This is a genomic window from Leifsonia sp. L25 (genome assembly GCF_050632895.1).
This window is the reverse complement of the sequence record NZ_JBODRZ010000003.1, coordinates 156,596-181,159: the sequence shown is the minus strand read 5'-3', so window position 1 is coordinate 181,159 and position 24,564 is coordinate 156,596. Positions and strand designations below refer to the sequence as shown.

General features: G+C 70.9%; 19 protein-coding genes, 1 tRNA gene and 4 pseudogenes. 17 read left to right on the top strand and 7 right to left on the bottom strand.

All coding sequences use genetic code 11. The features are described from left to right. Entirely contained in the window at positions 1-996 is a 996-nt protein-coding gene (locus ACRAWC_RS04760; RefSeq protein ID WP_431346722.1) for an SDR family oxidoreductase, read from the bottom strand. A gap of 172 nt (positions 997-1,168) precedes the next feature. Between ACRAWC_RS04760 and ACRAWC_RS04755 the strand changes: the two genes are divergently transcribed. The 4 genes from ACRAWC_RS04755 to msrA all read left to right on the top strand — a co-directional run bounded on the left by ACRAWC_RS04755 (position 1,169) and on the right by msrA (position 4,485). Next, positions 1,169-2,380 (top strand): mechanosensitive ion channel family protein, encoded by a 1,212-nt coding sequence (locus tag ACRAWC_RS04755; RefSeq protein WP_431346721.1) that lies wholly within the window; start codon positions 1,169-1,171, stop codon positions 2,378-2,380. A 196-nt stretch (positions 2,381-2,576) separates the two neighbouring features. After that, positions 2,577-3,392, top strand: a complete 816-nt coding sequence (locus tag ACRAWC_RS04750; protein ID WP_431346720.1) for a type IV toxin-antitoxin system AbiEi family antitoxin domain-containing protein — start codon at positions 2,577-2,579, stop codon at positions 3,390-3,392. A 104-nt stretch (positions 3,393-3,496) separates the two neighbouring features. After that, the gene (gene msrB, locus ACRAWC_RS04745) at positions 3,497-3,973 is read left to right on the top strand and encodes a peptide-methionine (R)-S-oxide reductase MsrB (protein ID WP_431346719.1); all 477 of its coding nucleotides are present in this window, start codon (positions 3,497-3,499) and stop codon (positions 3,971-3,973) included. Next, positions 3,973-4,485: a peptide-methionine (S)-S-oxide reductase MsrA gene (gene msrA, locus ACRAWC_RS04740; RefSeq protein ID WP_431346718.1), complete on the top strand. Its 513-nt coding sequence runs from the start codon at positions 3,973-3,975 to the stop codon at positions 4,483-4,485. The genes msrB and msrA overlap by 1 nt, the downstream gene beginning before the upstream one ends. Positions 4,486-4,550: 65 nt before the next feature. Here the strand turns inward: msrA and rlmC are convergent, their stop codons facing one another. After that, entirely contained in the window at positions 4,551-5,675 is a 1,125-nt protein-coding gene (gene rlmC, locus ACRAWC_RS04735; protein ID WP_431346717.1) for a 23S rRNA (uracil(747)-C(5))-methyltransferase RlmC, read from the bottom strand. A gap of 130 nt (positions 5,676-5,805) precedes the next feature. Between rlmC and ACRAWC_RS04730 the strand changes: the two genes are divergently transcribed. Together ACRAWC_RS04730 and ACRAWC_RS04725 are read left to right on the top strand one after the other, a co-directional pair. Further along, positions 5,806-6,003 carry a hypothetical protein gene (locus ACRAWC_RS04730; protein WP_431346716.1) on the top strand — a complete coding sequence of 66 codons (198 nt, stop codon included), beginning with the start codon at positions 5,806-5,808 and terminating at the stop codon, positions 6,001-6,003. Positions 6,004-6,044: 41 nt separating this feature from the next. Next, the gene (locus tag ACRAWC_RS04725; protein ID WP_431346715.1) at positions 6,045-6,932 is read left to right on the top strand and encodes a trypsin-like serine peptidase; all 888 of its coding nucleotides are present in this window, start codon (positions 6,045-6,047) and stop codon (positions 6,930-6,932) included. Between the two features lie 66 nt (positions 6,933-6,998). Here the strand turns inward: ACRAWC_RS04725 and ACRAWC_RS04720 are convergent. Further along, positions 6,999-7,071 (bottom strand) — tRNA-Arg (locus tag ACRAWC_RS04720). Positions 7,072-7,140: 69 nt separating this feature from the next. Then, entirely contained in the window at positions 7,141-7,752 is a 612-nt protein-coding gene (locus ACRAWC_RS04715) for an iron ABC transporter ATP-binding protein (protein WP_431346714.1), read from the bottom strand. A 167-nt stretch (positions 7,753-7,919) separates the two neighbouring features. Here ACRAWC_RS04715 and argS point away from each other — a divergent pair, with 167 nt between their 5' ends. The 8 genes and pseudogenes from argS (at position 7,920) to prfA (ending at position 19,053) form a co-directional block, all read left to right on the top strand. Beyond that, positions 7,920-9,623 (top strand): arginine--tRNA ligase, encoded by a 1,704-nt coding sequence (gene argS / locus ACRAWC_RS04710; protein WP_431346713.1) that lies wholly within the window; start codon positions 7,920-7,922, stop codon positions 9,621-9,623. A 4-nt stretch (positions 9,624-9,627) separates the two neighbouring features. After that, a pseudogene (locus ACRAWC_RS04705) lies at positions 9,628-10,391 on the top strand (LmeA family phospholipid-binding protein). Positions 10,392-10,525: 134 nt separating this feature from the next. After that, positions 10,526-11,940 (top strand): annotated as a pseudogene (lysA, locus tag ACRAWC_RS04700) (diaminopimelate decarboxylase). Further along, positions 11,937-13,309, top strand: a pseudogene (locus ACRAWC_RS04695) (homoserine dehydrogenase). The pseudogenes lysA and ACRAWC_RS04695 overlap by 4 nt, the downstream one beginning before the upstream one ends. Further along, positions 13,309-14,430: a threonine synthase gene (thrC, locus tag ACRAWC_RS04690; protein WP_431346712.1), complete on the top strand. Its 1,122-nt coding sequence runs from the start codon at positions 13,309-13,311 to the stop codon at positions 14,428-14,430. The pseudogene ACRAWC_RS04695 and the gene thrC overlap by 1 nt, the downstream one beginning before the upstream one ends. Beyond that, positions 14,427-15,389 carry a homoserine kinase gene (gene thrB / locus ACRAWC_RS04685; RefSeq protein WP_431346711.1) on the top strand — a complete coding sequence of 321 codons (963 nt, stop codon included), beginning with the start codon at positions 14,427-14,429 and terminating at the stop codon, positions 15,387-15,389. The genes thrC and thrB overlap by 4 nt, the downstream gene beginning before the upstream one ends. Positions 15,390-15,649: 260 nt before the next feature. Next, positions 15,650-17,890, top strand: a complete 2,241-nt coding sequence (gene rho / locus ACRAWC_RS04680; RefSeq protein ID WP_431346710.1) for a transcription termination factor Rho — start codon at positions 15,650-15,652, stop codon at positions 17,888-17,890. A gap of 86 nt (positions 17,891-17,976) precedes the next feature. Further along, positions 17,977-19,053 carry a peptide chain release factor 1 gene (prfA, locus tag ACRAWC_RS04675; protein WP_431346709.1) on the top strand — a complete coding sequence of 359 codons (1,077 nt, stop codon included), beginning with the start codon at positions 17,977-17,979 and terminating at the stop codon, positions 19,051-19,053. 79 nt (positions 19,054-19,132) lie between these two features. Here the strand turns inward: prfA and epsC are convergent, their stop codons facing one another. Together epsC and cysK are read right to left on the bottom strand one after the other, a co-directional pair. Next, positions 19,133-19,702: a serine O-acetyltransferase EpsC gene (gene epsC, locus ACRAWC_RS04670; RefSeq protein ID WP_431346708.1), complete on the bottom strand. Its 570-nt coding sequence runs from the start codon at positions 19,700-19,702 to the stop codon at positions 19,133-19,135. Between the two features lie 4 nt (positions 19,703-19,706). Continuing rightward, on the bottom strand, positions 19,707-20,645 hold the full coding sequence (gene cysK, locus ACRAWC_RS04665; RefSeq protein ID WP_431346707.1) for a cysteine synthase A: 939 nt from the start codon (positions 20,643-20,645) through the stop codon (positions 19,707-19,709). A gap of 62 nt (positions 20,646-20,707) precedes the next feature. Between cysK and prmC the strand changes: the two genes are divergently transcribed. Further along, positions 20,708-21,580: a peptide chain release factor N(5)-glutamine methyltransferase gene (prmC, locus tag ACRAWC_RS04660; protein ID WP_431346706.1), complete on the top strand. Its 873-nt coding sequence runs from the start codon at positions 20,708-20,710 to the stop codon at positions 21,578-21,580. Between the two features lie 169 nt (positions 21,581-21,749). Here prmC and ACRAWC_RS04655 read toward each other — a convergent pair whose 3' ends face one another. Further along, the gene (locus ACRAWC_RS04655) at positions 21,750-22,376 is read right to left on the bottom strand and encodes an HAD-IA family hydrolase (protein ID WP_431349362.1); all 627 of its coding nucleotides are present in this window, start codon (positions 22,374-22,376) and stop codon (positions 21,750-21,752) included. A 74-nt stretch (positions 22,377-22,450) separates the two neighbouring features. Here ACRAWC_RS04655 and ACRAWC_RS04650 point away from each other — a divergent pair, with 74 nt between their 5' ends. Continuing rightward, the gene (locus ACRAWC_RS04650) at positions 22,451-23,203 is read left to right on the top strand and encodes an L-threonylcarbamoyladenylate synthase (protein WP_431346705.1); all 753 of its coding nucleotides are present in this window, start codon (positions 22,451-22,453) and stop codon (positions 23,201-23,203) included. A gap of 3 nt (positions 23,204-23,206) precedes the next feature. After that, a pseudogene (locus tag ACRAWC_RS04645) lies at positions 23,207-24,451 on the top strand (MraY family glycosyltransferase); the annotation flags it as partial. Between the last annotated feature and the right edge of the window lie 113 nt (positions 24,452-24,564).

Here is a 24,564-nt window from a genome sequence, read left to right as displayed (position 1 = left end):
TCAGGCGACAGAGCGCGCGTGCTCCACGAGCCGGTCGAACGCCGCGTCGAGATCCGGGTCGAGGCGCTGGCGGGAGGCGTCGGCGAGGTACCAGTCGACGATCTCTCCCGCGCCGTGCGCGAACGTGACGCCGGCCTGGTACTCCGGCACCAGCGCCTTCACCTTGGCGTTGTCGAAATGCATCGAGTGCGCCTTGTCGCCGAGGAGCCCTGGACCGAGGTCGGGGACGACGGCGGCGATGGTCTCGCTCGCGACGTGCACGAGCTCGGCCTCCACGCCGAGCGCCTCCGCGAGGTAGCTGTAGATCTGATCCCAGGTCGGGGCCTCGTCCGAGGTGATGTGGAATGAGTCGCCCACCGCTTCCGGCCGGCCGAGCAGCCCGACGAACGCGACGGCGAAATCGGTGTTGTGCGTGATCGTCCACCGGCTGGTGCCGTCGCCGTGCACGACCACCGGGGCGCCCCGGCGCATCCGCTCCAGGTCGGTCCAGTGCCCGCTGGTCGGGATCATCGTGCGGTCGTAGGTGTGCGACGGGCGCACGATCGTCATCGGGAAGCCGCGCTCGCGGTACGCCTCCACCAGGAGGTCCTCGCACGCGATCTTGTCGCGGGAGTACTGCCAGAACGGGTTGCGCAGCGGTGTGGACTCGGTCACCGGCATCCGCGCGGGCGGGGTCTGGTAGGCGGAGGCCGACGAAATGAACACGAACTGCCCGACCCGGCCCTCGAACAGGTCGAAGTCGGTGCGGATGTGCTCCGGCGTGAAGGCAAGGAACTCCGCGGCGACATCGAAGCTGCGCTCGCCGAGCACGCGGTGGACGCTCTCGGGGTCCCGGATGTCGGCGTGCAGCACCTCCACTCCGTCGGGGAGCGGACGCAGCTCGCTGTTCCCCCGATTGACGACCGTGACCTCGTGACCCCGATCCAGGGCCCGGGCGACGCACGCGGAACTGATGACCCCCGTGCCGCCGATGAAGAGTGTCCGTGTCGCTGTCATCCCTGCTCCTCGCATCGTCGCCGGCGGTCCCGCACGGGTTTCGCGGCCTCGCCGGCCACGCCCCCAGACGACCCAGACTAACGCTCCCGGGGGCCGCGAGGTTAAGGTCGGGGTGCGCTCCGGGTACAGTGCAGGTCGTCCACCCCGCCGACCGGGAAGGAGTCCTCCCGCCGTGCCTCTGCGAACCTGGCCCTCGCTCGTGATCGCCTGCATCATCGCCATCGTCGCCGCCGTGGTGGTGACCGCGATCGTGGGGCTCATCCTGCGCGGGGTCGGCCGCCATCGCCAATGGCCCGCTCTGCTGGTGAAGCGCGCGCGGGTGCCGTTCCGGCTGTTCCTGGCGGTCATGGTGCTGTGGATCGCCGTGGCCCTGACGCTGCCGCCGGAGGTGCCGCCGGACTGGGCGGGCGTTGTCCAGCACGCCTTCCTGATCGCCGCGATCGCCACAGGCACCTGGTTCCTCGCGGCGCTGGTGGTGTTCGCCGAGGACCTCGGGCTCGCACGTTACCGCGTCGACGTGCCGGACAACCGGTACGCCCGCCGGATGCGCACGCAGGTGCTGGTGCTGCGGAGGCTGACGGTCGTCGCGGCCGTCGTGATCGGGTTGGCCGCGATCCTGCTGACGTTCCCGGTGTTGCAGGCTGCAGGGGCCAGCCTGCTGGCGTCGGCGGGGATCATCGGTGTGATCGCCGGTGTCGCCGCCCAGTCGAGCCTCGCGAACCTGTTCGCCGGCATCCAGCTCGCCTTCTCCGACGCCATCCGGCTCGACGACGTGGTCGTGGTCGAGCAGCAGTGGGGGACCATCGAGGAGATCACCCTCACGTACGTGGTGGTGCACATCTGGGACGACCGCCGGCTGGTGCTGCCGTCGACCTACTTCACGACGAAACCGTTCGAGAACTGGACGCGCCAGCACAGCGAGCTCCTCGGTTCGGTGGAGTTCGACCTCGATTGGCGGGTGTCCCCGTCGGGGATGCGCGCGGAGCTGAACCGCATCCTGGCCGCGACGGACCTCTGGGACGGCCGCACCGGAGTCCTCCAGGTCACGGACGCGACGCTGGGCTGGGTGCGGGTGCGCGTGCTGGTCACCGGCAAGGACGCTCCGACCCTGTTCGACCTCCGCTGCCATGTGCGGGAGCGCCTGATCGACTGGATGCAGCGCTACTCCGACGCCGCGCTGCCGCGCAAGCGCGTGGAGCTGGTGGAGACCCCGGAGACCCAGGTGCCGACCTCCCGCGCGCGCAGCGCCCAGGACGGCGAGGGGCGCCTCTTCGGCGGCAGCCCCGAGAACGAGCAGCGCGCCTCCCAGTTCACCGACGCGATCCCCATCGTCCCCGATCCCACCCGCCCCGACGAAGCCCGCCCCACCCCCGCCACCGACTAGCCCCCCTTCTTCCACCCCGCCCCGCCCCCGCAAACAGGAAGATTTCCCGCGACCCACCTTGAACCTCCTTCCGAACCCCCTTCGGAAGGAGATTCCCGTCGTGTCTCCTGTTCACCCCAATCGCCCTCCTGCGTGAGTTGTCCACACATTCGCGGGACGGCCGGCGTTCCGGCCCTCCGCGCCTCAAGATCGTTCCATGACCTGGACGAATCGGCTCAGAGAGCTCGGCGGCGCGGCCACCACCCATCAGCTCCGGATGGCGGGTGCGACGCCCGAAGACCTGAAGCGCGCGGTGCGCGTGGGCGCGGTGGAACGCGCGCGGCGCGGCGTCTATGTCTCGCCGCTCCTCGACGGTGTTGCGTTGGAGGCCGTCCGCGCCGGAGCCCGCCTGTCGTGCGTCTCCGCCTGCGCGAGCTACGGACTCTGGTCCGGCTCGGATCGGCGCACACATGTGACGCTTTCGCCGCAGTCGCGTCGTGCGCCGCCCGGCCTCGTGTGCCACTGGCGCCCGGTGGAGGAGCACCCCGAACTCTGGCGCGTGTCGCTCGCCGATTGCTTACGGTCGGTGGCGCGGTGCGCGGATGAGGAGACGGCGGTGGCGGCGTTCGACACGGCGCTGACGGCGGGCCACGTCAGCCCCTCCGGTCTCCGGCGCATCCTGGAGGACCTGCCGAAGGCTGCGCGGGACCGGGCGGCGATCGCGCGCCCGGGTTCGGACTCCGGTGTCGAGTCGGTCGTCCGGCAGCGATTGGAGCGGCACGGGCGCAGGGTCGAGCAGCAGGTGCACGTACGCGGTGTCGGCCGGGTGGACATGCGGATCGACGGCGGACTGTATCTGGAGATCGACGGGTACGCCTTCCACAGCGATTCGCACTCCTTCGAGCGCGACCGGCTGAGGGACACCACTCTTGCCGAGCTCGGCCACCGGCGGCTCCGGGTGAGCGCGCGGCAGGTCGTCGAGGACTGGTCGGCGGTGGAGGCCGCGATCGACCGCATCGTCGAGCGGGCGTAGCGCCCGCAGGAAACTCACAGGAATGCCGGGACCAACCGCGCGCCCTTCGCTGTTCTCCTTACTGACGGCGCCGCAGCCAGCGCTCGCCGCACTCAGGAGGAAACGTGACACAGGACTACCGCAAGAGCCAGGACGCGGTCGCGCGGCTCACCCCCGCGCAGTACGCGGTCACTCAGGAGGCGGCCACCGAGCCCGCCTTCCGCAACGAGTTCTGGAACAATCACGAGGCGGGGCTCTACGTCGACATCGTGTCGGGCGAGCCGCTCTTCGCGTCCGTGAACAAGTACGACAGCCGCTCGGGTTGGCCGAGCTTCACCGTCCCGGTGGAGCCCGGCAACATCGTGGAGAAGAGGGACCGCACCTACGGGATGGTCCGCACCGAGGTGCGCTCCGCCCACGGCGACAGCCACCTCGGCCATCTTTTCGACGACGGGCCCGCCGAGGCCGGCGGCCTGCGATACTGCATCAACTCCGCTGCGCTCCGCTTCGTTCCGCTCACCGAGCTGGACGAGCAGGGCTACGGCGACTACCGCCACCTTTTCGAGAACGACCAGCACGAGAACACCGAGGAGAACCACTGATGACGACCGAGAAGGCCATCCTGGCCGGAGGATGTTTCTGGGGCATGCAGGACCTCATCCGCAAGCGCCCCGGCGTCGTGAGCACCCGTGTCGGCTACACCGGTGGCGACGTCCCCAACGCCACCTACCGCAACCACGGCACCCACGCCGAGGCGATCGAGATCGAGTTCGACCCGGAGAAGGTCAGCTACCGCGACCTGCTCGAGTTCTTCTTCCAGATCCACGACCCGTCGACGAAGAACCGCCAGGGCAACGACGTCGGCACCAGCTACCGCTCGGCGATCTACTACGAGACCCCCGAGCAGCGCCGCGTCGCCGAGGACACCATCGCCGACGTGGACGCCTCCGGTCTCTGGCCGGGCAAGGTCGTCACCGAGGTGGAGCCGGCCGGACCGTTCTGGGAGGCCGAGCCCGAGCACCAGGACTACCTGGAGCGCATCCCGTGGGGCTACACCTGCCACTTCGCCCGGCCGGACTGGAAGCTGCCGCGCCGCGAGGCCGCGGCGAGCTGAGGTCCGCCCGCTGAACACGAGGCCCGCGTCGCAGGACGCGGGCCTCGTGCCGTTCTCGGCGAGCCTCAGGCGCGTTCGAGCAGCACCGCGACCTCCTGGTGCCCGGTCTGCGGGAACATGTCCAGCACGCGGCCGGTGCGGATACGGTACGACGGCATCCGCGCCAGGTCATGGGCGAGACTCTTCGGGTTGCAGCTCGAATACACCACGCTCGGAACGCCGGAGCCCTCGAGCCAGCCGGACAGCTCGGCGCCGATGCCGCGCCGGGGCGGGTTGACGATGACCAGGTCCGGCGCGGTCTTCGCCTCGAGCGCGAACGCGGTCGCGTCGCCGGGCCGGAACGCCACCAGGGGCAGACCTGCGGCGGACGCGGTCGCGCGGGCGCTGCGCACGGCCTCCGTGCTGGTCTCGACGCCGACCACCCGGCGGCCGGGCGCCGCCACGTTCAGGGCGAATCCGCCGACGCCGCAGTACAGGTCCCACACGCTCACCGGCGACACGTCGTCCACCCAGGCGGCGACCTGCGCGTACAGCGCCTCGGCGACGGCGGTGTTGGTCTGGAAGAAGCTCTGCGGGCGCAGCCGCAGCGGAATGCCGCCGACCCGCATCACGAGCGACGACTCCGCGGTCAGCACGATCTCGCGTTCGCCCTCCACGACCGCCTTGTGCTCCGGCTGGAGGTTCACCGTCACGACCCGCGCGTTCGGCAGCGCGGCCAGCAGCTCGGGCAGCAACGCGCGGATGCGGCCGACCGACTCCTCCGAGCGGACGACGAACCGCACCATCAGCTCGTCGTCGGGGGAGAGGGTCACCAGCACATACTTGAGCTCGCCGCGGCGGTCGGGCACGCGGTACGGCTCGATCCGCGCGCGGGTCACGAAATCGGCGAGTACGGGCAGCGCGGCACGGACGCCCGGCGCGCAGATCCCGCACTCGCGCAGGTCCACTCCGCGCCCGGCTTCGTCCAGGATGCCGATGGTCGGCGCGCCGACGGTGCCGGAGACGACCATCTTCGCCTTGTTGCGGTAGCCGGATTCGGCGCTCGCGACCGGCGGCAGCCAGACCGCATCGCCGAACGGCGCCAGGAGTTCGCGGGAGTGCCGGTCCTTGCCGGCGAGCTGCTCGGCGTAGGGGACGCCCATCAGCGTGCACGAGCGGCACACGCCGGCGTCGAAGTACGAGCAGTCCATTCCGCGAACGATTGTACGTGGCGCGGCGACTCCTGCACGGCCGCGCGAAAACACGGAAAAAGAAGCAAAGAATTCGCACTGCGGGTCATCTCGGGCGAACCTCGCGGGCGGCGCCGTCGCCGGAGCGCGGATGGGGCGCGCCCCGAGCAAGGGCGAGGTCGTGACCCTGAAGTCGTACGCCCCGGGTTCGGAGGTCGCACGGGACGACCTCGCCGTGCTCCTGGAGACCGACCTCGACACCGAGCAGCGGCGGAGCCCCAGCCTTCTCCGGGCCGACGCGCTGCGCCGGCTCCCGGCCCTAGCGTCGAAGGACACGACCGCTCCGTAGTCGCGTCCGGAAGGGACGCAGGGGTGGGAAGGGGGAACAGGATGCGCACGCTCACTCGGGGACTGGGCGCGATCGCGCTGGCGGTCGCGCTGGCGGCGGGCGGCTACGTACCCGCCGCGGCGGCGGAGCCGGTTATCGATCCGCAGGGCTACTGGTCGGCGGAGAGGCTGCGGGCGGCGACGCCCCAGCTCCCTGCCGCCCCGGGGGAGACGGCTCGGCCCGGAGAGCGGGCGCTGGGCTGGGGTTCGACCACCCCCGTCAACCTCACGGTCGGCAGGCTGTTCTTCCGCACGCCGACCGGGGACACCTCGTGCACCGCGACCGTCGTCGACAGCGCGACGAAGAACCTGGTCATCACTGCCGCGCACTGCGTGCACCCCGGCGGCCCGGGCAAGGCGTACTACGGGAACTTCCTGTTCGCTCCGGGCTGGAAGAACGGCCCGTCCGCGCACGGCTACTGGTCCGGCACGGCGGTGGGCGCCTCCGCGGAGTGGACGCAGAGCAAGAAATGGGACCACGACTACGCGTTCGTCCGGCTCGCGCCGAGCGGTGGCCAGCAGATCGCGAACCGGCTGGGCGGCAACGCCGTCACGGCGGGGGCGGGACAGGTCCAGGCGAACGCGCAGATCTGGGGGTACCCCGTGCTCGCGCCGTACACCGGTCAGACCGCCCAGCGCTGCGTCGTCTCGACGACCCGCGTGAACAGTTACGCGCCCGACGCGCGTGCCGCGTGCGCCTTCACCCACGGCGCGAGCGGAGGCCCGTGGCTGAAGAGCGTGCATTCGTCGGGGGTCGGTTCCGTCTGGGCCGTGACCTCCCGCTGCGAGAGCGCGCCGGGCGGGGGTGGCGCGTGCGCGGGGACGGCGCTGTTCGCGGCGCCGTTGCCTCCGGCGGTCTTCGCGCTGCGGGACGCCGTCGGCGGCGCATGACAGAACCAGAAGGCCCCGAGCAAAGAAGGCCCCTCCTGCGGGAGGGGCCTTCTTTGCGGCTTTCGGTGCCCCCAGTAGGATTTGAACCTACGGCCTTCTGCTCCGGAGGCAGACGCTCTATCCCCTGAGCTATGGGGGCCAGGAGTGCCCGTCCAGGCTAGCATCCTTTCGCGCCGTGCCCGTCCAGCGCGACGCCGCCGGGCTCGGCTCAGCTCGCGGGCAGATTGCCCAGAACGCTCTGCATCAGCGGGGCGGCGTCGCCCGGCTCGAAGAACGCGGTCGACTCGGCGACCACCCAGTATTTCCCGCGGAAGATCTGCACCTGGCCGGCGTTGCCCGGCTTGAAGTAGCCCTCCACCTGCGGCGGCGTCCCGTAGGTGGGGACCGGCTGGGCCACGGTGATCGCGGTGTTCTTGAGCCCTTCGAGCCTGTCTGCGGGCGGAATCGCCACGGCGATCTGGACCACGTCGCCGCTGGTCTGGTTCTTCCAGGCGCAGGTGACGCCCTTCCAGTCCGCGATCTGCTTCTCCAGTGTCCCGGCGCCCGGGGCGTAGGCCGGGTCGGTCGAGAAGTTGGGGTTGTACGCGTAGAGCTGGTCGGCGGTCACGACCTGCTCGCAGGTCAGGGTGACCGGTGTCGGCGGCAGCGTGGGGGTCGGAGTGGGCGTCGCGCTCGCGGCCGGGTCGGCCGTCGAACCGCCGGCGTGCGCGGACGACGACGCGGCGGCGTTCGGCTTCGCGGCAGGCGTGCAGCCCACGAGCGCGACGGCGGCGGCGGCGATCGCGAGGGCGGCGAGGGTCCGTGCTGTGTGCTGCTGCATGCGGTTGTGCGTCTTCCGTGTCGTCCCGGTGCGTGTCGCATCGCACCCTATCAAGCACTGAGCAGGGCTTGGCTTGGAGGTCCTTGGTCGCAGGCTCCCTCGGCGCTGGGGTCGCGGCATCGCTCCGCGCCGCTCTCAGCTCCACCGCGCCGTTAGACTCTTTCTCTATGACTCCCGATGACCTCTCAGCCGCTCTGCTCGCCATCGTGACGACCGTGGTGAGCCGCCGGCGCGAGGCCGACGAGAGCATCCCGGAGCTCACGATCACGGCGGAGGACATCCCGCTCGAGCGCCCGAAGAACCGCGAGCACGGCGACTGGTCGTCCAACGTCGCGATGCGCCTCGCCAAGCGGCTCGGCGCCAACCCGCGCGAGCTCGCCGGCGAGATCGCCGAGGGCGCCGCCGGCATCGAGGGCGTCTCCTCCGCCGAGGTGGCCGGCCCCGGCTTCATCAACTTCCGCCTGGAGGCTGCGGCTGCGGGCAAGCTCGCGCAGACCATCGTGGAGGCCGGCGACGCGTACGGCCGCGGCGACCTCTACGACGGCCTCCTGGTCAACCTGGAGTTCGTCTCCGCCAACCCGACCGGCCCCATCCACCTGGGCGGCGCGCGGTGGGCGGCCGTCGGCGACAGCCTCGCCCGCATCCTGCAGGCCGAGGGCGCGGACGTCACCCGCGAGTACTACTTCAACGACCACGGCTCGCAGATCGACCGCTTCGCGCGCAGCCTGCTCGCCGCCTACCTCGGCGAGCCCACGCCGGAGGACGGCTACGGCGGCGCCTACATCGGCGAGATCGCGGCCGACGTCGCGGCGCGCGCCGCGGCCGACCCGGAGATCGGCGACCTGGCCGCCCTGCCGCGCGAACAGCAGCAGGAGGTCTTCCGCAGCCTCGGCACCGAGCTGATGTTCCAGGAGATCAAGGACCGGCTGCACGCGTTCGGCGTCGACTTCGACGTCTACTTCCACGAGGACTCGCTGCACGAGTCGGGCGCCGTCGAGCGCGCGATCGAGCGCCTGGACGACCTCGGCCACATCTTCGAGGCGGACGGCGCGATCTGGCTGCGCACCACGACCTTCGGCGACGACCGCGACCGCGTCATCGTGCGCTCGAACGGCGAGCCCGCCTACATCTCCGGCGACCTCGGCTACTACCTCGACAAGCGCGAGCGCGGCTTCGAGCAGAACATCATCATGCTGGGCGCCGACCACCACGGCTACATCGGGCGCCTGATGGCGATGGTGGAGGCCTTCGGCGACGAGCCGCACGTCAACCTCCAGATCCTGATCGGCCAGATGGTCAACCTGGTCAAGGACGGCGAGCCGGTCAAGATGTCCAAGCGCGCCGGCACCATCGTCACGCTCGACGACCTGGTCGACGTGGTCGGAGTGGACGCCGCGCGCTACTCGCTGGTGCGCTCCTCCACCGACTCGCAGCTCGACATCGACCTCGACCTGCTCACCAAGCGCAGCAACGAGAACCCCGTCTACTACGTGCAGTACGCGCACGCCCGCACTCAGTCGGTGGCGGCGAACGCGGCCAGGTCCGGGGTCGACCGCAGCGTCTTCAGACCGGAGCTGCTGACGCACGAGACCGAGAGTGCGCTGCTCGGCGGCCTCCAGGAGTTCCCCCGGGTCGTCGCGCAGGCGGCGGAGCTGCGCGAGCCGCACCGCGTCGCGCGCTACATCGAGGAGCTGGCCGGGCTCTACCACGCCTGGTACGCCGTGCGCGACGGCTCCACCCGTGTGCTCCCGCACGGCGACGAGCCGGTCACAGACGCACACCGCACCCGCCTGTGGCTGAACGACGCGACCGGCCAGGTCGTCCGCAACGGCCTGGCGCTGGTGGGGGTGTCCGCTCCGGAGCGGATGTGACGGCATGAGTTCTCGTAGCGAACGGCCCGCCCGCCCGCGCTGGCTGAAGACCCTCCTGCGGATCGTGATCCCGGTCGTGGTCGTCGTCCTCCTGCTGGTGGTCGCCGACGCCGTGACGCGCGCGGTCGCGGAGCAGCGGGTGGCGGCCGAGATCGAGAAGAACCTCCCCGACACGGTGAAGGCCGGCGTCACCGTGCACATCGGCGGCTTCTCGATGCTGGCGCAGTTCCTGGAGGGCAGTTTCTCCGACGTCGACCTGGTGGCGCCGCACGCGACCGTCAACGGCGCCCCCTGAGCGCGAAGATCCACGCCACGGGCGTGCCGGCGGACTTCAGCAAGCCCATCCAGTCGGCCACGGGCACGCTGAGCATCTCGCAGGACTCGCTGAACAAGCTCGTCACCATCCCCGGCGCGAAGGGCGACATCACCCTGGGCGACGGCGTGCTCGGCTACGACGGCAGCATCGACCTGCTCGGCCTCCCGGTGGACTACACGGTGAGCGCGACCGCCAAGGCGAACGGGAGCACCGTCCTGCTCACGCCGGGCAAAGCCAGCGTCTCCGCCGGGTCGGGCAACGTGAGCATCACCAAGCTGATCCAGGCGCTGACGGCCAGCGGTCCGTACCCGCTGTGCGCCGCGCAGTACCTCCCCGCGGGCGTGCAGGTCAGCGACATCCACGTCACACCGAATCGCGCCACCGTCACCCTGACCGCGTCGGACTTCGTGATGGACGAGAAGTTCCTGCACAGCAAGGGCACCTGCTCGTAACACGGCGAAGCGGCGGGCGTGCGCTCGATAGACTTCTTGCACTTCTCCACCGGCTTCAGGGGCCAATCCGGGTCCGCTCGCCAGAGAGAACCCCACTCGTCGTGCTTGATATCCGTACTCGTGAGGTTGTCCCCATGGCATTGAATCCGCTCGCGCCCCCGTGGCTGATCGAGCCCGGCGACGCGAACGCGCTGCTCCCCGGTCTCTGGTCGCGCACCGTCCACCGAGAGGACGGCGCGATCGTCGTCGGCGGCGTCCCCGTCGCCGAACTCGCCGAGCGCTTCGGCACCCCGCTCTACGTCGTCGACGAGGCCGAGGCGCGCCAGCGCGCCGTCGAGGTCCGCTCGGCGCTGCAGCGCGCGTTCGCCGAGGTCGGCTCCGCCGCCCGCGTCTACTACGCGGGCAAGGCGTTCCTCTCCATCGAGGTCGCGCGCTGGATGACCGAGTCGGGCCTGAACATCGATGTCTGCTCGGGTGGCGAGCTCGCGGTCGCTCTCGCCGCGGGCGTCCCGGCCGAGCGGCTCGGGTTCCACGGCAACAACAAGTCGCTCGCCGAGATCGACCGCGCAGTCGCGGAGGGCGTCGGCGCGATCATCATCGACAGCCTCCAGGAGATCGAGCGCGTCGCCGATGCCGCCGAGCGTCACGGCGTCGTCCAGCGAGTGCGCCTTCGCGTGAACAGCGGCGTGCACGCGCACACGCACGCCTTTCTGGCCACTGCGCACGAGGACCAGAAGTTCGGCATCGCCCTGGCCGACGCCGCGGACGCCGTCGCGCGGATCCGCTCGCACGCCGGGCTCGCCTTCCTCGGCCTGCACTGCCACATCGGCTCGCAGATCTTCGGGGCCGACGGCTTCGCCGAGTCGGCCGCGCGCCTCCTCAGCGTCCACAAGGAGCTGCTCGCCGGCGGCGACGTGCCAGAGCTCAACCTCGGCGGCGGGTTCGGGATCGCGTACACCGCGGCCGACGACCCGGCGCCGATCGAAGCGCTCGCGCGCAGCATCGCGGAGACCGTCGCCGCCGGCTGCGAAGACCTCGACATCCCCATCCCCGCCGTGGCGTTCGAGCCCGGCCGGTCGATCGTCGGCACCGCCGGCCTGACCCTCTACACGGTCGGCACGACCAAGGACGTCACGGTCGCCGCGCAGGACGACGGCGAGACCGCGGTGCGCCGCTACGTGAGCGTGGACGGCGGGATGAGCGACAATGCCCGTCCTGCGCTCTACGGCGCCGACTACTCTGCCCGGATCGCCGGCCGCGAGTCCGCCGCCGCGCCCGCGCTCGTACGCGTCGCGGGCAAGCACTGCGAGAGCGGCGACATCGTCGTGGACGCGGAGTACCTGCCCGGCGACGTCGCCCCCGGCGACCTCCTCGCCGTCCCCGCGACGGGGGCCTACTGCTGGTCGCTGGCCAGCAACTACAACTACCTCGGCCGCCCCCGGTCGTCGCCGTGAAGGACGGCGCGGCCCGCATCATCGTGCGCGGCGAGACCGAGGCGGATCTGCTGGCACGCGACGCCGCGTACGAAGACGGGAGCACCCGCCGATGATCGAATACCGCAATCTCCGGGTCGCGCTGCTGGGCGCCGGCTCCGTCGGCTCCCAGGTGGCGCGGCTGCTGCTGGAGCAGGGCGACGAGTTCGCCTCGCGCGTCGGCGCACGGCTGGAGCTGGTCGGCATCGCCGTGCGCGACGTGGACGCTCCGCGCGACGTCGACCTCCCGAAGGAGCTGTTCACCACCGACGTCACCTCGCTCATCCTCGGGGCCGACATCGTCGTGGAGCTGATGGGCGGCGTCGAGCCGGCCCGCGGCTACGTCCTCGAGGCGCTGAACTCCGGCGCCGACGTCATCACGGCCAACAAGGCGCTGCTCGCCACCCACGGTCCCGAGCTGTTCGACGCCGCAGAGCAGGTCGGCGCCCAGCTCTACTACGAGGCGGCCGTCGCGGGCGCCATCCCGATCATCCGGCCGCTGCGCGACAGCCTCGCAGGCGACACGGTCTCGCGCATCCTCGGCATCGTCAACGGCACGACCAACTTCATCCTCGACCGGATGGACGCGACGGGGAGACCCTCGCCGACGCCCTCGCGACCGCCACCGAGCGCGGCTACGCGGAGGCCGACCCGACCGCGGACATCGGCGGCTACGACGCGGCGCAGAAGGCCGCGATCCTCGCGAGCCTCGCCTTCCACACCACCGTTCCACTGGAGCAGGTCTACCGGGAGGGCATCACCTCCGTCACCCGCGAGCAGGTCGAGGCGGCCCGCGCGGGCGGCTGGGTCATCAAGCTGCTGGCGATCTGCGAGCGGCTGGTCGACCCGGAGACCGGCGAGGAGGGCGTCTCCGCCCGCGTCTACCCGGCCCTGATCAGCAGGGAGCACCCGCTCGCCGCCGTGCGCGGCGCACACAACGCGGTCTTCGTCCAGGCCGAGGCCGCCGGGGACCTCATGTTCTACGGCGCGGGCGCCGGCGGCGTGGAGACGGCTTCGGCCGTGCTCGGCGATGTCGTGTCCGCCGCGCGCCGCCACGTCGTGGGCGGCCCGGGCGTCGCGGAGTCGACCCACGCCGGTCTCCCGGTGCTGGACGTCGGCCGCGTCGTCACGCGCTACCAGATCACCCTGTCGGTGGCGGACCAGCCGGGCGTGCTCGCCACGGTCGCCCGCATCCTGAGCGACGGCGGGGTGAGCGTGGAGACGGTGCAGCAGTCCGTGCCGAGCACCACGGGCGCCGTCGTCATTTCCGGGCGGTCTCCATTGCAGAGTGTGGCTCCGATTCACGGCGCGACCGCCCCCACCGCTACCCTGGTGATCGGCACCCACGAAGCCGAGGAGGCCGCGCTGGCGGCCACCGTGGAGGCGCTCGCCGCGAGCGACGTGGTCACCGCCGTCTCTTCCGTTCTCCGAGTCGAAGGATCGTAATGCCCCAGTCGTCGAATGGGCCGAAGTCGTACAGCCGGCAGTGGCGCGGCGTTCTCCGCGAGTACGCGGACCGCCTGAACATCTCCGAGGCGACTCCGATCGTGACGCTCGGCGAGGGCGGCACGCCGCTCCTCCCCGCCCCGGCGCTCTCCGCCCGCACCGGTGCGAACGTCTTCGTGAAGTTCGAGGGCATGAACCCGACCGGGTCGTTCAAGGACCGCGGCATGACGATGGCCATCTCCAAGGCCGTCGAGCACGGTGCGAAGGCCGTCATCTGCGCCTCCACCGGCAACACCTCCGCCTCGGCCGCGGCCTACGCCACGCACGCCGGAATCCAGGCCGTCGTGCTGGTGCCGGAGGGCAAGATCGCGATGGGCAAGCTCAGCCAGGCGATCGCGCACAACGCGCAGCTCCTCCAGGTGCAGGGCAACTTCGACGACTGTCTCGACATCGCCCGCGACCTGGCCACCAACTACCCGGTGCACCTGGTCAACTCGGTGAACCCCGACCGCATCGAGGGGCAGAAGACCGCCGCGTTCGAGGTCGTCGAGGTCTTGGGCGACGCGCCCGACTTCCACATCGTCCCGGTCGGCAACGCCGGGAACTACACCGCGTACCACCGCGGCTACACCGAGGAGCTGCAGCGCGGCGAGACCACCAAGCTCCCGCGCATGTTCGGCTTCCAGGCCGCGGGCAGCGCCCCGATCGTGCTCGGCCACGCCGTCAAGGATCCCGACACCATCGCCACCGCCATCCGCATCGGCAACCCTGCGTCGTGGGAGCTCGCGCTCAACGCGCGGGACGACAGCGAGGGCTACTTCGGCGCGATCGACGACGCCGGCATCCTGGAGGCGCACCGCATCCTCTCCGCCGAGGTCGGCATCTTCGTGGAGCCCGCGAGCGCGATCAGCGTCGCCGGCCTCCTGGAGCGCTCGGCCGCCGGTGTCATCCCCGCCGGCGCCACCGTCGTGCTCACCGTCACCGGCCACGGCCTGAAGGACCCGCAGTGGGCCCTCCGCACCGCCGACGGCTCCGACGTGCAGCCCACGAGCGTGCCGGTCGACACCAACGCGATCGCCGACGTGCTCGGCCTGGTCCCGACCGCCGGGGCGTCCGCATGACCTTGCGCGCCGTCGACCTGCGCGGGCGCACGGTCGCGGTCAAGGTCCCGGCGACGAGCGCCAACCTCGGTCCCGGCTTCGACACCCTCGGGCTCTCGCTCGCCCTCTACGACGAGCTGCGGGTCAGCGTGCGCGACGAGCCGGGCGCGACCGTGGAGGTCGTCGGCGTCGGAGCAGGGGAGGTCCCGACCGACGAGAGCAACCTCGTCGTGCGGGCGATCGCCCACACGTTCGAGTCGGTCGGCGTCGCGCTGCCGGGCCTGAACCTGTTCGCGCGCAACAACATCCCGCACGGCCGTGGCCTCGGCTCGTCCGGTGCCGCGATCGTCTCCGGCATCATGGCCGCCAAGGGCCTTCTGGAGGGCGTGGTCGAGTTCGACGCGCAGGAGCTGCTGGCCCTCGCCAACGACATGGAAGGCCACCCCGACAACGTCGCCCCTGCGCTCTTCGGCGGACTCACGATCGCCTGGGTCACCCCGGAGGGCCCGCGGTTCAAGAAGCTGATCGTGCACCGCGGCGTGTCTCCGCTGGTGCTCGTTCCGGAGCACGTCATGTCGACCGCGCTCGCCCGCAGCCTCCAGCCGCAGTCGGTGCCCCACGAGGACGCCGTCTTCAACGTCTCGCGCTCGGCACTGCTGGTCGCCGCGCTGATCCAGAGCCCCGAGCTGCTGCACGCGGCGACGGAGGACAAGCTCCACCAGAGCTACCGCGCCTCCGCAATGCCGGAGACCGACCGGTTGATCACGCTGCTGCGGTCCGCCGGCTTCGCCGCCGTGGTCTCGGGAGCGGGGCCGTCCATCCTGGTCCTGTGCAGCGACCCGAGCCAGCGGCTCGCCGCCGCGGAGCTCGTCGCCCGCGAGGCGCAGACGGCCTGGCAGCCGCTGATGCTCGCGGTCGATTTCAAGGGTGCGACGGTGGCTCCGGTGGCCGCCGACGAGGCGGACACACCGGCGGCGTAGCGTCCGAGACGCGTGTCGCAAGGTGGTAAACTAACGAGTGCACCCGTGAAGAACCCGCGTCACGAGCGAATCCAGCTTCCGGGTGATCTCTTAGCAATCATGCCGTCACTCCTGCCTGCGCTTTTCGGATATCCGGAGCATCCGGGTCTCCAGAGCGCACCGTAGCGCGGATCAGAACGCAGCACGGTAAGACAGGTTCACGTGACGAGTGCTCCACAGCGGCGCGCAGAGTGCGCGCCGGGGGAAAGGAATCCTCTTCAGTGACTGATGTCGAACTCCACGCCGGGGGCGTGGACACCAGCGACCTGACCTCGCTCAAGGTGGCGGAGCTCCAGGCTCTCGCCGCCGAGCTCGGCCTCCAGGGCGCGACCCGGCTCCGCAAGGGCGAGCTGGTCGAGGCGATCGCGACGGCTCGCGCCGCGGCCGCCGGAACCGAGGTGCCCGCCGAGTCGGAAGCGGCAGAGCCCGTCTCCATCGAGACGGTCCCGGCCGAGACCGAGCAACAGGCGGACCACGCGACCGCGGCCTCCCAGGTGCTCATCGAGCCGCTCATCGCCGAGCCCGTGACGGACCCGTCGATCGCCGGCGAGCCCGTCGGCGGCGACGCTCTCCTGGGCCAGGTCGCCACCGAGCCGCGTCGCCGCGGCTCGCGCCGTGTCTCCAGCCCGGACGGCACGGGCATCGCCCCGTCGACCAGTGTCGGCGCGGCCACCCACGTCAACACCGGCGAGACCGGTGTCGAGTCGCTCATCCCGGACGTCGACGCTCTGCTCGACTCCGCGCTCGCCTCCCGCGAGCAGGCGCAGCGCGACGGCCAGGCCGGCGGACGCCGTCGCCGCGGCCGCGGCCAGAACGGCCAGGGCCAGCAGAACGTCCAGGGCCAGGAGGCCGACGAGCAGTCGGCCGAGGCGCCCGCGCAGGCCGAGCAGGCCCGCGGCGAGCAGGGCGGCGACCAGCAGGGTGAGGCCGCCGAGCAGGGCGGCGAGCAGCAGCCCTCCGGCCGCAGCCGCCGCAACCGCAACCGCAACAAGGGCAACGGCCAGAACGGCGACCAGGGTCAGCAGAATCAGCAGGGCCAGAACCAGCAGGGTCAGAACCAGCAGGGTCAGCAGAACCAGCAGGGTCAGCAGAACCAGCAGGGTCAGCAGAACCAGCCGAAGGACCTCCAGGGCGACGGCCAGCAGGGCGGCCAGCAGAACCGCGGCCCGCAGCAGCAGCAGGCCGAGGGCGACCGCGCCGGCCGCTTCCGTGACCGCAACCGCAAGCGCCGTGGCGGCCCCGGCGGCGACGACCTCGAGCCGGAGATCGCCGATGACGACGTACTGATCCCCGTCGCGGGCATCCTCGACGTGCTGGACAACTACGCGTTCGTCCGCACCACGGGCTACCTCCCGGGCGCCAGCGACGTCTACGTCTCGCTCGGCCAGGTCAAGAAGTACAGCCTCCGCAAGGGCGACGCCGTCGTCGGCGCCATCCGCCAGCCGCGCGAGGGCGACAACAACAGCCGCCAGAAGTACAACGCGCTGGTGAAGGTCGACTCGATCAACGGCCAGAGCATCGAGGAGGCCGCGACCCGCGTCGAGTTCGGCAAGCTCACCCCTCTGTACCCGCAGGAGCGCCTGCGGCTCGAGACCGAGCCGGGCAAGGTCACCCAGCGGATCATCGACCTGGTGGCCCCGATCGGCAAGGGCCAGCGCGGCCTCATCGTCGCGCCGCCGAAGGCCGGCAAGACCATCGTGATGCAGCAGATCGCCAACGCGATCACCACCAACAACCCCGAGGTGCACCTCATGGTCGTCCTGGTGGACGAGCGTCCCGAGGAGGTCACCGACATGCAGCGCACGGTCAAGGGTGAGGTCATCGCCTCCACCTTCGACCGTCCGGCGGAGGACCACACCACCGTCGCGGAGCTCGCGATCGAGCGCGCCAAGCGACTGGTCGAGCTCGGCCACGACGTGGTCGTGCTGCTCGACTCGATCACCCGCCTCGGCCGCGCCTACAACCTGACGGCTCCGGCCTCCGGCCGCATCCTGTCCGGTGGTGTCGACGCCTCGGCGCTGTACCCGCCGAAGCGCTTCTTCGGCGCCGCGCGCAACATCGAGCACGGCGGCTCGCTGACCATCCTCGCCTCGGCGCTGGTCGAGACCGGCTCCAAGATGGACGAGGTGATCTTCGAGGAGTTCAAGGGCACCGGCAACATGGAGCTCCGCCTCTCCCGCCAGCTCGCCGACAAGCGCATCTTCCCGGCCGTCGACGTCAACGCCTCCGGCACCCGCCGCGAGGAGATGCTGATGGGTCAGGACGAGGTCAAGATCACCTGGAAGCTGCGTCGCGCCCTCGCCGGCCTCGACCAGCAGCAGGCCCTGGAGATCGTCCTCGGCCGCCTCAAGGAGACCTCGAGCAACGTCGAGTTCCTCATGCAGGTGCAGAAGTCGATGCCGCAGCCCACGAACGGTCACGGCACCGCCCACTCGCACGGCCACGAGAACGACCACCGCTAGCTGACGAAGCGCCCGTCCGCCGTGCCCTGTGCACGGGGGCGGGCGCTTTCTCGTTCCCAGCCGACGCCTCCAGAAAGAAGTCACGCATGTTCGAGTCGGTCAACGGCCTCATCGCCGAGCACGACGACCTCCAGCAGCAGCTCTCCGACCCCGAGCTGCACAGCGACCCGGTCCGCTCCAAGAAGGTGAACCGCCGCTACGCCGAGCTGTCGCGCATCGTCGCCTCGTACAACCAGTGGAAGCAGCTCTCGGACGATCTGGAGGCCGCCCGCGAGCTGGCCGCCGAGGACGAGGCGTTCGCCGAGGAGATCCCGGGACTGGAGCAGAGCCTGGAGGAGTCCGGCGAGAAGCTGCGCCGCCTGCTGATCCCGCGTGACCCCAACGACAGCCGCGACGTCATCATGGAGATCAAGATGGGGGAGGGCGGGGCCGAGTCCGCGCTCTTCGCGGGCGACCTTCTGCGCATGTACCTGCACTACGCGGACTCCAAGCGCTGGAAGGCCGAGATCATCGAGCAGACCTCCAGCGACCTCGGCGGCGTGAAGGACGTCCAGGTCGCCTTCAAGGGCAACTCCAGCGATCCGGCCGAGGGCGTGTGGGCGCACCTGAAGTACGAGGGCGGCGTGCACCGCGTGCAGCGCGTGCCGGCGACCGAGTCGCAGGGCCGCATCCACACCTCCGCCGCGGGTGTGCTGGTCTTCCCGGAGGTCGACGAGCCCGAAGAGGTGGACATCAACCCCAACGACCTCAAGATCGACGTCTTCCGGTCGTCCGGCCCCGGCGGTCAGTCGGTCAACACGACGGACTCCGCCGTGCGCATCACCCACGTGCCGACCGGCATCGTGGTCTCGATGCAGAACGAGAAGAGCCAGCTCCAGAACCGCGAGGCCGCGATGCGCGTGCTGCGGGCACGCCTGCTCGCCAAGCAGCAGGAGGAGGCGGACGCCGAGGCCGCCGAGTTCCGCAAGGGCCAGATCCGCACGATGGACCGCTCCGAACGCATCCGCACGTACAACTTCCCGGAGAACCGGATCGCGGATCACCGCACCGGCTACAAGGCCTACAACCTCGACTCCGTCATGAACGGCGCCCTGGACCCGGTCATCGAGTCCAACATCCTCGCCGACGAAGAGGCCCGGCTGGCCGACCTAGCCCAAGACTGACCCCAGCAGCCATCTGTTCCTCAGTTTCTTCCGCCGACACGCGGTGTTTCGCGGGAGAAAGTGAGGAACAGATGGCTGGTCAGATGTAGAGGGCGGGGTCGAGCCAGTCGTCGCCGGCGATCTGCTCGTGACCGGAGCGCGGGCGCGCGCGGGCCGGGACGCCGGTGAGTACCGAGTCCGGTGGCGCGTCGTGCACGACGACCGCGTTCGCGCCGATGACCGTGCGCGTGCCGATCTCGATCGCGCCCAGCACCTTCGCGCCCGCGCCGACCGTCACGTGATCGTGGATGGTCGGGTGGCGTTTGCCGTGCCCGCTGCCGCGGCCGCCGAGGGTGACACCGTGGTACAGCATCACGTCGTCGCCGATCCAGGTGGTCTCGCCGATGACGACGCCCATCCCGTGGTCGATGAAGAAGCGGCGGCCGATGCGGGCGCCGGGGTGGATCTCGATGCCGGTCAGGAAGCGCGTGAACTGGGAGAGCATCCGCGCGGGCATCCGGAGCCCGGCCCGCCAGAGCCGGTTGGCGACCCGGTACGACCACACGGCGTGCAGGCCGGAGTAGACCAGCGCCACCTCGGCGCCTCCGCGCGCGGCGGGGTCGTGCATGCGCGCGTTGCGGATGTCCTCGCGCGCCCGGAACAGGGCCACGCCGTCAGTCCAGCAGGTCCGCCCAGAGGGCCGTCGAGATGTACCGTTCGCCGGTGTCGCAGACGATCGCGACGATGGTCTTGCCGGCGTTCTCCGGCCGGGCCGCCACCTGAAGCGCGGCCCAGACGATCGCGCCGGAGGAGATGCCGGCGAGGATGCCCTCCTCGGAGGCGAGCTGCTTGGCCACGGCGATGGAGTCGTCGAACGAGACATCGATGACCTCGTCGTAGACACTCGTGTCCAGGATCTCCGGGACGAAGTTGGCGCCGAGGCCCTGGATCTTGTGCGGGCCGGGCTTGCCGCCGTTGAGGATGGGGGAGTCGACGGGCTCGACCGCGATGACCTGCACCTCGGGCTTGCGCTCCTTGAGCACCTGGCCGACGCCGGTGATGGTGCCGCCGGTGCCGACGCCGGAGATGAAGATGTCGACGCCGCCGTCGGTGTCCGCCCAGATCTCCTCGGCGGTGGTGGCGCGGTGGATGGCGGGGTTGGCCTCGTTGGCGAACTGCTGCGCCCAGATGGCGTTGTCGTTCTCGGCGACGATCTTCTTGGCGGCCTCCACGGCGCCGCGCATGCCTTCGGGGCCCGGGGTGAGGACGATCTCGGCGCCGAACGCGCGCAACAGCACGCGGCGCTCCTTGCTCATCGTCTCGGGCATGGTCAGGATGACCTTGTAGCCGCGGGCAGCGCCGACCATCGCGAGCGCGATGCCGGTGTTGCCGCTGGTGCCCTCCACGATGATCCCGCCCGGGCGGAGCGCACCGGACTTCTCGGCGGCATCGATGATGGCGACGCCGATCCGGTCCTTGACGCTGGCGGCGGGGTTGAAGAACTCGAGCTTCGCCAGGACGGTCGCGCCGGTGTCGGCGGCGAGCCTGTTCAGCTTGACGAGGGGAGTGCGTCCGACGGTTTCGGTGATGTTCTCGTAGACCTGTGCTGGCATGGGGTCCACTCTATTCCGCCCGGAGCCTCGGTGACGTCCTGTGACGGTAAGCTCATCGGGCCATGTCTGACGCCGCGCCCTCCACCGTCCGCTCCCTCCGCGACGAGACGGTCGCCGTCCTGGCGCAGGCGGGGGTGCCCGACCCGGAGGTGGACGCCGACCTTCTCGTCGGTTTCGTGCTCGGCGTCGGGCGCGGGCGCGTGCAGGCCCTGGTGGTCATGGACGCCACGATCGACGCGGACGACTCCCGCCGGGTCCGCGAGCTCGCCGCCCGCCGGGCCACGCGCGAGCCCCTCCAGCACATCACCGGCGCGGCGCCCTTCCGCTCGCTGGAGCTGGCGGTCGGCCCCGGCGTGTTCGTGCCGAGGCCGGAGACCGAGCAGGTGGTCCAGTTCGCGATCGACGCGCTCCGGGCGGTGCCGTCGGCCGAGCCGGTCGGCGTCGACCTCGGGACCGGCAGCGGAGCGATCGCGCTCGCGATGGCGACGGAGGTGCCGCACGCCCGCGTCTATGCGGTGGAGAAGTCCCCGGAGGCGTTCGCCTGGACCCGCCGTAACGTCGAGTCGGTCGGCGCGACCAACCTCCAGGCCGTGCTCGGAGACCTCGCCGACGCCCTCCCGGAGCTGGACGGCGCAGTGGATGTCGTCATCTCCAACCCGCCGTACGTGCCGGACGAGGCGATCCCGCGCGACCCGGAGGTTCGGCTGTTCGACCCGGCCGTGGCCCTCTACGGCGGCGCCGACGGGCTGGACGTCGTGCGCGTCATCTCGACCGTCGCACGCAGGCTGCTCCGCCCGGGCGGCACGCTCGTACTCGAGCACGGCGAGCTGCAGGGCGCCGAGATCCGCGCGCTGCTGGCGGCCGACGGCTGGCGCGCCGCCGCGACGCATCCCGACCTCACCACCCGCGACCGCGCCACCACCGCACTCAAGTAGGCGCCGCGATTCGTGCCGAAGGTGCACTCTGGCGCGGCGATTCGCGACCTTCGTGCCGAATGCGAGTCTCGCCGGGCCGACACATTCGTGACGAATGGCGGGTTTGACGCGGCGATTCGCGACATTCGTGCCGAATGCGGGGTGGCTGGGCGTCGCGCCGCGCGGCGCCTCAGCGCTCGGCGAAGGCGCGGACGGCCGCGAGCATCCCGTCGGTGTCGAACGTGCCGTCCTCCCCGCGGGTGAAGTGGTAGGCGTGCATCCCGGCCTCACGCGCGCCCTCCACGTTGGCGAGCGAGTCGTCGAACAGGATGGCGTCCTCCGGCCGCGCCCCGAACCGCCCGAGCGCCCGCGTGTAGACGCGGCGCTCGGGCTTGCGGGCGCCGAGCACCGCGGAGACCAGATCGTTGCTCCCCAGGATGTTCGCGACATCCGGCATCAGAACGGGCAGCGAGTCCTTGAACGGGATCGGGTTGTTCGACAGCAGCGACACCGTGCCCAGGCCGGCGGCGGCGCGCAGCGCCTCGACCGACCCGTCGATCCGCGTCATCGCGGCCTTCCTGGCCTCCTGCCACTGCTCCAGCGTGAGGCGGCCTCCTGTCACCTCCGCGAACGCGGCGAGGTACTCCTCGCTCGTGGCGTACTCGCCGATCTCGGCGGCGCGCTCGTGGCCGCCCGCCCACCAGCTCGACGCGAGCCGGTACTGGCTCACACCGCTCAGCTCGGCGAGGCGGGGGAGCCGTTTGTGGAAGTCGTAGTCGTACAGGGTCTTGTCGCAGTCGAAGAAGTAGACGTCCATCGTCACCAGTATCGTCCCGCGCGGGGCGCTGTCGCAGAGAACCTTGCGTCGGCTCAACTATCATGGGTGCCGTCATGGCTCCCATCTACGATTGCTCCGTCGACTCCGAACTGCTCACCGGCATGCGCCTCGCCCGTGGGGCGATCGGCCGCGGCGAACTCGTCGTGATCCCCACCGACACCGTCTACGGCGTCGCCGCCGACGCCTTCAGCCCGGCCGCGGTGCAGCGGCTCCTCGACGCCAAGGGACGCGGCCGGCAGTCGCCGCCCCCGGTGCTGGTGCCCGGCATCCCCACGCTCGCCGCGCTGGCCGAGCACGTCCCCGCCGAGGTCGACGCGCTGGTGCAGGCGTTCTGGCCGGGCGGCCTCACCATCGTCCTGCCCGCCGCGCCCTCCCTGGCCTGGGACCTCGGCGAGACCAAGGGCACCGTCGCGCTGCGCATGCCGCAGGACCGGATCGCCCTGGAGATCCTGTCCGAGACCGGTCCGCTGGCCGTCTCGTCCGCCAACCTCACCGGTCGCCCGGCCGCCCGCACCGCCGCGGAGGCGGAGGCCATGCTGGGCGAGTCCGTGTCGATCTACCTCGACGGGGGAGAGGCCGGCACCGCGTACGAGCGTGTCGAGGGCAAGGACTCCTCCTCCACCATCGTCGACGCGACCGCGCTGGCCGCCGGCGCGGGCAAGCTCCGCATCCTCCGTCACGGCGTCATCACAGCCGGGCAGCTCCGCGAGGTCGTGGGCGACGCGCTCGCCGACGACTCCGACGAGGAGGCCGCGGACTCGGCCGGCGACGCAGAGGCCGTCGCCGACACCGCCGCGGACACCTGAGCCGTGACCCTCTTCCTCGCTCTCGCGCTCATCTCGGCCGTCATCACGTTCGGGATGTCCCTGGTGGTCTACCGGGTGGCGATGCGCTTCAGGCTCTACCCGAAGATCCGGGAGCGCGACGTCCACACCCGGCCGACGCCGCGGCTCGGCGGCGTCGCGATGTTCCTCGGGATCCTGGTGGCGTTCGGCGTCTCGTGGCTGCTGTCCAGCCAGTTCGGCGTGCTCTCGCTGATCTTCTCGGACGCCGGTCCCATCCTCGCGATCCTGGGTGCCGCCCTGCTCATCGTCGTGCTCGGCGTCGCGGACGACCTCTGGGACCTCGACTGGATGACCAAGCTCGCCGGACAGTTCGTCGCGGCCGGGATCGTCGCCTGGCTAGGCGTGCAGATCTACTCGCTGCCGATCGGCGGACTCACCATCGGCTCGCCGGTGATGAGCATCGTGATCACCCTGTTCGCAATCGTGCTCGTGATGAACGCCATCAACTTCATCGACGGGCTGGACGGGCTGGTCGCCGGCGTCGCGCTCATCGCCAACGGCACGTTCCTCGTCTACACCTACCTGCTGCAGCGCGACATCAGCCCGCAGAACTACTTCAGCCTCGCCGGTGTCATCGCGGCCATCCTGGTGGGCGCGTGCGCGGGCTTCCTGCCGCTCAATTGGCACCCGGCCAAGATGTTCATGGGCGACGCCGGAGCGCTGCTGATCGGCCTGCTGATGGCCACCTCGGCGATCTCCGTCACCGGCACGATCAACCCGGAGGCGCTGCAGACGCTCGGCAAGTCGTCGCTGGTGCCCGCGTTCATCCCGGTCACCATCCCGTTCGCGGTGCTCGTCATCCCGCTGCTCGATTTCGGCCTGGCGGTGTTGCGGCGCCTGCGCGCGGGCAAGTCGCCGTTCAGCGCCGACCGCAAGCACCTGCACCACCGGCTGCTGGACATGGGCCACTCGCACCTGCACGCCGTCCTGATCTTCTACGCATGGACAGCAGTGCTCTCGATCGGCTGCCTCCTGTTCTTCTTCGACCCGTACTGGATGGCCATCGTCTTCGTCGCGATCGGCCTCGTGATCTGCACCGCGATCACCCTCGCGCCGCTCAGCCGCCGCAAGCTGAACGAAGCCGCAGCCGAGCTCGCCCCCGCGGGCAGCAAAGAGGCCGAGGAGACCGCGAAGTACGACGCCCTCGACGTCGCGAGCGAGCACATTCCCGTCACCATCCCGCCGGGCGAGCCCGGCGACCCCACCCCAAGGAGAACCGATGACCGACCATCAGGACGGAGCCCCCGCCCCGCGGCCGGACGACACCCCGAAGGTACCGCAGCAGCCGACGTCGACGCCCGTGCTGAAGGACGTCCTCAAGT